Annotated in this window: 7 protein-coding genes; 4 read left to right on the plus strand and 3 right to left on the minus strand. The window is 62.2% G+C overall.

The window, feature by feature from the left end; translation table 11 throughout:
• The coding region (locus tag VGG64_06485) for a hypothetical protein (GenBank protein HEY1599231.1) at nucleotides 1-204 on the plus strand (204 nt) is incomplete at its 5' end.
• A gap of 113 nt (nucleotides 205-317) precedes the next feature.
• Nucleotides 318-815: a hypothetical protein gene (locus VGG64_06490; GenBank protein ID HEY1599232.1), complete on the plus strand. Its 498-nt coding sequence runs from the start codon at nucleotides 318-320 to the stop codon at nucleotides 813-815.
• Nucleotides 816-873: 58 nt separating this feature from the next.
• Here VGG64_06490 and VGG64_06495 read toward each other — a convergent pair whose 3' ends face one another.
• The 3 genes from VGG64_06495 to VGG64_06505 all read right to left on the minus strand — a co-directional run bounded on the left by VGG64_06495 (nucleotide 874) and on the right by VGG64_06505 (nucleotide 5487).
• Nucleotides 874-2673 carry an aspartate kinase gene (locus VGG64_06495; protein HEY1599233.1) on the minus strand — a complete coding sequence of 600 codons (1800 nt, stop codon included), beginning with the start codon at nucleotides 2671-2673 and terminating at the stop codon, nucleotides 874-876.
• Nucleotides 2674-2746: 73 nt separating this feature from the next.
• Nucleotides 2747-3955, minus strand: coding sequence for a cofactor-independent phosphoglycerate mutase (locus VGG64_06500; protein HEY1599234.1), 1209 nt, complete (start codon nucleotides 3953-3955; stop codon nucleotides 2747-2749).
• Nucleotides 3956-4188: 233 nt separating this feature from the next.
• Nucleotides 4189-5487 (minus strand): homoserine dehydrogenase, encoded by a 1299-nt coding sequence (locus VGG64_06505; protein ID HEY1599235.1) that lies wholly within the window; start codon nucleotides 5485-5487, stop codon nucleotides 4189-4191.
• Nucleotides 5488-5682: 195 nt separating this feature from the next.
• Here VGG64_06505 and VGG64_06510 point away from each other — a divergent pair, with 195 nt between their 5' ends.
• Both VGG64_06510 and VGG64_06515 read left to right on the plus strand, forming a co-directional pair.
• On the plus strand, nucleotides 5683-6144 hold the full coding sequence (locus tag VGG64_06510; protein ID HEY1599236.1) for a hypothetical protein: 462 nt from the start codon (nucleotides 5683-5685) through the stop codon (nucleotides 6142-6144).
• Nucleotides 6145-6176: 32 nt separating this feature from the next.
• Nucleotides 6177-6391: hypothetical protein (locus VGG64_06515; GenBank protein ID HEY1599237.1), on the plus strand; the 215-nt coding region annotated here is incomplete at its 3' end.

Genomic DNA, 6391 nt, shown 5'->3' on the forward strand with positions numbered 1-6391 from the left:
GCCCATGTTCCGGTGCGAGCCCTGCGGGCGATGGTCGTTGAACCCTTGGCGATGCTCGCATTGCAGGCGGACAAAAACGCCCCCCATTTACAACGACCGGCCCTCGGCCTAAGCGAGAAATCGAATCAGGAGAGTGTGAACCACGAATCACATGAATTGCACGAATGGGGATTGTGGTTTCTTCGATTGCGGTTGATTTGGTGAGCGGTTGGTTGTTGCGGGGCGCGTTACCCTCCCCTGGCCCTTCCCTGGCAGGGAGGGGATTCATACTTGGGGCCCGCGATCCCTTGCGGTGGCGGGCGGCGTGGGGCGCGCGTTTGCTGGACTTTGTTTTCGTGCAATTCGTGTTATTCGTGGTTGCTGATCTTCTTCCTCTGTACTGTTTGAGTGCCGGTATGCCGCCCACCCGCCGCCGCTGGTTTCAATTTGGGCTGCGCACGATATTTGTCGCGCTGACGACCATGGCTGTTCCGATGAGCTGGCTCGGCTACCACCTCCATTGGATGCGGGAGCGGCATGCGTTTGCCGCCGGTTTGATCGAACGACGGAAGCAACTGAATATCGGCACGGTGTTCAGTCAACCCTTTGAGCTGCGCTCGGATAAAATGCCGTTTGGACTTCAGCTATTGGGAGAGCGCGCACAGCAATCGATCTATTTGCTGCGGCGATCAGGCGCGGATGATGATCGACTCAATCCGGCCCGCGATGACGAGGACGAAATACGCAGGGCGCGCGGCCTGTTCCCCGAGGCGTCCATAAGCATCTTCACGGTGACCGGCGATGGCACGAGCCGTAGAGAGGGCGTTTCGTGGTAGTGGTTAGCACGCAGCTTGGATCGTACGTCGCGTCATCCTTGAGCCCTACGAATGCCGATCAAACTCTCGCATCGGCAAAAGCTTGCTTCAAGCACTCCAGTCCCTTGGTGCCTGCCGCGCCGTCGACGACGACGTTGACGCGCACTTCGCTGGTGTTGATCATCTCGACGTTGATGCCTGCCTCGGCCAGCGAACGGAACATGCGAATCGCCACGTCGGTGTGGCTGCGCATGCCGATTCCTGAGACCGACAGCTTGGCAACCTTGGGCGAGCTGGTGACCGGCCCGCATCCCAGGCTCGTGGCCGTCTCGCGGCTGACAGCCAGCGCTCTGTCGAGATGCGCCTGCGGCACGGTAAAGCTCAGGTTGGCGTGCCCGCCGCGCCCCAGGCTTTGCACGATCATGTCGACAAAGATATTGCCCGCCGCGATCCGCTCGAACACCTCGGCCGCCAGGCCGGGCTGATCGGGCAGACCGCTGATCGTGACCCGCGCCTGCGACTGGTCGAGCACGATGTCGTCGATCGTCAGGTCTTCCATGCCTTGCAGGCGTGCCACGATCTTGCCTTTTAGCCGCGCTTCGATCTCGTTGGCCGAATGGCTGCGCGGCTGCTCGCCGGGCGACGCTTTGCCACGCGCCGCCGTAGGCTCCTTTTCCAGCTCGAAGGCACGATGCACGGCCCGCAGCGCCGTGGCGGCCTGGTCGCGGCTGACCAATGCCGAGATTTTAATCTCGCTGGTCGTGATCATCTGAATGTTGACGCGCGCGTCGGCCAGTGCGCGGAACATTCGCTGTGCGACGCCGGTCTGCGTGGCCATGCCCAACCCCACGACCGAGATTTTCGAAACCGAGTCGTCGCGGCTGAATCCCTCGGCCCCCAACTCGCCGGCCGCCGTTTCCACCGCTTGCAAGGTGGTCGCCAGCTCGTCCTTCGGGACGGTGAACGAAATATCAGCCTTGGCCTCGGCCCCCACGTTTTGCACGATCATATCGACCGAGATGTTTTTCGCCGCGATCTTGGAAAACAACGCCAGGCTTGCCCCTGGACGATCGGGCACGCCCAACAGCGTCACGCGGGCTTCGTTCTTGACCAGCGTCGCGCCGCTGACGGCTTGCTCGGGCGACTCCGGCTGATCCGTAATCACCGAACCCGGCTGATCGCTGAAGCTGCTGCGGACGTGAATCGGCACGGCGAATTTCTTGGCGAACTCGATCGAGCGGCTGTGCATCACGCCGGCGCCCAGGCTGGCCAGCTCGAGCATCTCGTCGTAGCTGGTCTGCCGCATACGCCGCGCCTCGGGCAACAGCCGTGGATCGGTCGTGTAGACGCCGTCGACGTCGGTATAAATTTCACACGAATCGGCGGCCAGCACCGCCGCCAGCGCCACGGCCGTGGTGTCACTGCCTCCGCGGCCGAGCGTGGTGATGTTGCCGTCTTCGTCGATCCCTTGAAAGCCGGCGGCGATCACGATCTTGCCGGCGTCCAAGGCTTCGCGCATGCGATCGGTCGAAATGGATTGAATGCGCGCCTTGGTATGCGTGCGGTCGGTGCGAATGCCGATCTGCGCGCCGGTAAAGCTGATCGCCTGGCAGCCCAGCGATTCGATCGCCATCGCCATCAGGGCCACGCTCACCTGTTCGCCCGTGGACAACAGCATGTCCATTTCGCGCGCGGGCGGGCGGTCCATGATCTCGTGAGCCAGATCCACCAAGGCGTCGGTGTTGTGTCCCATCGCGCTGACGACCATCACGACGCGATTCCCCTCGGCCTGCGCGCGAACCGCCTTGCGAGCCGCGGCCAGGATCTTCTGACTATCGGCAACGCTGGTGCCGCCAAATTTCTGCACAATCAATCGCATGAGTCTGTTCTATCGTAGATAACGTTAAACGAAAAAAGTCTTGAGAGGACCCGGCAGTCAGGGTACCCGGTTGTTACCGCGTCCCTTCGAGAAAATAGCGCATCATCTTCCAGCCGGGATCGAATGCCAGGTGGGACTGCGCCGCCGCGGGCTCGCTGTACGTGCTGATTCCGTCCGGCTGCACGCCCGTACCCGCGATCGCCAGCGGCACGGCGCCGTGGCTGTGCGTCTTGGTCCGCACCGGCGTAGGATGATCGGGTGTTACCAGGATGCGATATTCGCCCTGAGCGCGCAACGCCTCGATCAGTGGACCGACGATATGACGATCGATCTGCTCGAGCGCCTCGATCTTGGCCGCCACCTTCCCCTCGTGCGAAGCTTCGTCCGTGGCTTCGACGTGCACGCAGATAATATCCGTATCGGCGATCGCCTTAACGGCGTAGCGTCCCTTGGCCGCGTAATCCGTGTCGAGGTAACCGGTGGCGCTGGGCACTTCGATCCGTTGCCAGCCCACCAGCGCCGCCAGGCCACGCAACAAATCAACGGCCGTGATCATGGTGCCCCGGCGGCCGTAAACTTCTTTGAACGGCCGCAGCGCAGGCGTCCGTCCCAGACCCCACAGCCAGACGTTCGTCGCGGGCAGCTTGCCAGCTTTTTTGCGGGCCACGTTCACCGGATGATCGGCAAACAGCCCCACGCTGTCGTGCATCAATTGGTTCAGCAGGTCGCTGCCCGGCCCGCGCGGGTAGTCGTTCAGCACGGATTTGTCAGTCAGGTCGTGTGGCGGCGTGGCCCGCGTGTCGCGACTAAACGGCGCTGGTGCGCCCGCGCCACGATAGACCAGCAGGTTGCGATAGCTCACGCCCGGATAGAATTGCAAGCGATCGTGACCAAGTTTCTGCTGCGCCGTGGCCAGCAACTGTGTCGCTTCGTCGGTCGAGATGTGGCCGGCCGTGAAGTCGCGCATCGACTGCTCTTCGACCGTTACCAGGTTGCAGCGAATCGCCCAATCGTCGACCCCCAGCTCGATGCCCTGCGCCGCGGCCTCGAGCGGTGCGCGGCCGGTGAAATATTCCAGCGGGTCGTAGCCGAACAAACTGAGATTGGCCACATCCGATCCGGCCGGCAGCGAAGCCGGCACATGACTGGCGCGGCCGACCACTCCGGCCGCCGCAATGGCGTCCATATGCGGCACATGGGCCGCTTCGAGCGGCGTACGCCCGCCCAGCGACTCCTGCGGTTCGTCGGCGCATCCATCCGGAATAACAATCGCGTACTTCATGTCACTTCTTTACTACAAGCCAACACATGATGAACCAACCAGCACTCGCCGACAGAACTCTAGGTAGGCCCCCTGAACAAATCCCCATTCGTTTAATTCGTGGTTCAAACTCTTCTGTTGTCCGTGTTCCAAGGTCGGCTTACGAACTCATTCCGAAGACCAGTGACCACGAATCACACGAATTGGACGAATACAGGACAAGAAAAGCAGTCGCCAGGCTCGTCTGCTTCGTCCTATTCTCTCACTTTCATCCGCACGCTTCCTGGTCGAACGACGTTCGATCGGTCGATCTCTTCTTTCGCGCGGCGTGTCGCACCTTCGGTCGTGTGGTGGGTCATGATCACCAGCGGCACCACGTCGCGTTCGGTCTCGGCCGCTTCGTGCTGGATCACCGAGGCGATCGAGATGCCGTGCCGGCCCAGCACGCCGGTGATGTCCGACATGACGCCCGGACGATCCTCGACCTGAAATCGCATGTAGAACCGGCCCGACACGCGGTCGTGCTCGCGCGGCGCGACCAGGGCCTCGCGCTGCGACCATAGCTCGAGGGTCCGAAAGGTGATCGCTGTGCGACCTACGACCGTATCGATGAGATCGGCCACCACGGCCGAGGCGGTCGGCATCTGCCCAGCGCCAAGGCCGTGAAAGAAGACGCGTCCCACAGCGTCTCCCACGACCGAGATCGCGTTGTACGCGCTCCGCACTTCGGCCAGCGGCGTGCCGCACCGTACCAGCGTGGGCGAAACGTGCAATTCCAAGTCGCCGTTGACCAGCTCGGCCACGGCCAGCAGCTTGATGCGATAGCCCAACTCTTTGGCGTACAGCAAATCGGCCACTTCCAGCGTGTCGATGCCCTGGCGCGGAATATCGCTCCAATGCACGCGGGCCCCGAAGGCCAGGTGCGAGAGTATCGCCAGCTTCTGGGCCGTGTCGGTGCCGTCGACGTCCATTGTCGGATCGGCCTCGGCATAGCCGCGTCGCTGCGCGGCGGCCAGCGCCTCGGCATACGAGATGCCACGCTCTTCCATCTGCGTCAGTACAAAGTTGCTGGTGCCGTTGAGGATCGCGTTGACCGACAGGATTTGATTGGCCGACAAGCATTGGCTGATCGCGGCGACGATCGGAATGCCACCGGCGACCGAGGCCTCGAAGGCGATCGACCGGCCCAGCTCGCGGGCCCGATCAAACAGCTCCGGGCCATGCTCGGCCAGTAACGCCTTGTTGGCGGTGACTACATCCTTGCCGCTTTCCAATAGCGCCAGCATGATGGTCCGCGCCGGCTCTAGCCCGCCCAGCAGGTGGGCCACGGCCACGATGTTCTTGTCGCTGGTGATACGGGTCAAATCGGCAGAAAGGATGCCGTGCGGCAGCTCGCAATCGCGCGGCTTAGTCACGTCGCGCACCACGACCTGCTCAAGCCACAGCGTGCGTCCTGCATGACGCCCGGTGCGGTCGCCGTAGTCCAACAAAAGCTTGGCCACGCCCGATCCCACGGTCCCCAGCCCAACGATCGCGACTTTGGTTTTCTCCATCGGAGCGGACACAACAAAAGGGGGGTGCGCTGGCCAGCAAACTTGCCATCGTAGGTTCGCCAACGGCGGCTCGTCAAGGCTGCCAGGTCCGCAGCCTGGAGAACTACAACGTCGATTCATCGGTACTCGGGCGCTCCAGGATCGACGCGGCGGGTCTCACTCGTTCGTCACGCTTTGTCCCGACGACAGAACGACGTGCCCTATGACCTAATTAATCGGATAAAACGAGAACGCGGCGAGAGCGATCGTCCGGACGGACGATGGATAGAGGACCATCCGGCCGAGTATCATCAGGGGATGTGGAAAGTTCCGATCGGAGCAATCGTTGGCTTCTTTATTGGCGCGGGCGTCGCGGCCGCATTGGAAGCCAGCGGCGCGCCGGAATTCGTCAATCTTCTTGGCCTGGCGAGTTGTGTCGGGGGCGGGTGGATTGGTTGGAAGCTTCATCTGCAATATCCACCTCCACCGCGCGACTTCCTTCAATTCGGTACCCGGGGGATGCTCATGCTGGTGACAGCTATTGCCCTACCGGCCGCGCTCTGGCGAATTCCGGAATGCAGGGAGGTCCTCCTCTTCTACTGGGTATTGCTGTGCCTCGCGGGATCTTGGGCAGCGTCCGCGGCCGTGTTCGCGCGCCTGATCAAGCGGACACACTAATTGCTGTCACACGAAACAGTGGCGTTAACACCATGCCCACCATCTCGCGCACCCGTCGCCGCTGGTTTCAATTCGGCATTATGGAATTTCTGATTCTCACGGCGCTACTGGGTGTCGCCTGGTGGCAGGCGGCGCAATGGCCGGTGATGGAATTCTATGAGCTTGCCGGGCCGCCCCCAGATCGGATCGGAGTATGGATCAGGACGCCCACGCATCGAGAGATGGCAATTCGCGGCCTGTTAGCTTC

The organism is Pirellulales bacterium, from assembly GCA_036490175.1.
Taxonomy (GTDB): domain Bacteria; phylum Planctomycetota; class Planctomycetia; order Pirellulales; family JACPPG01; genus JACPPG01.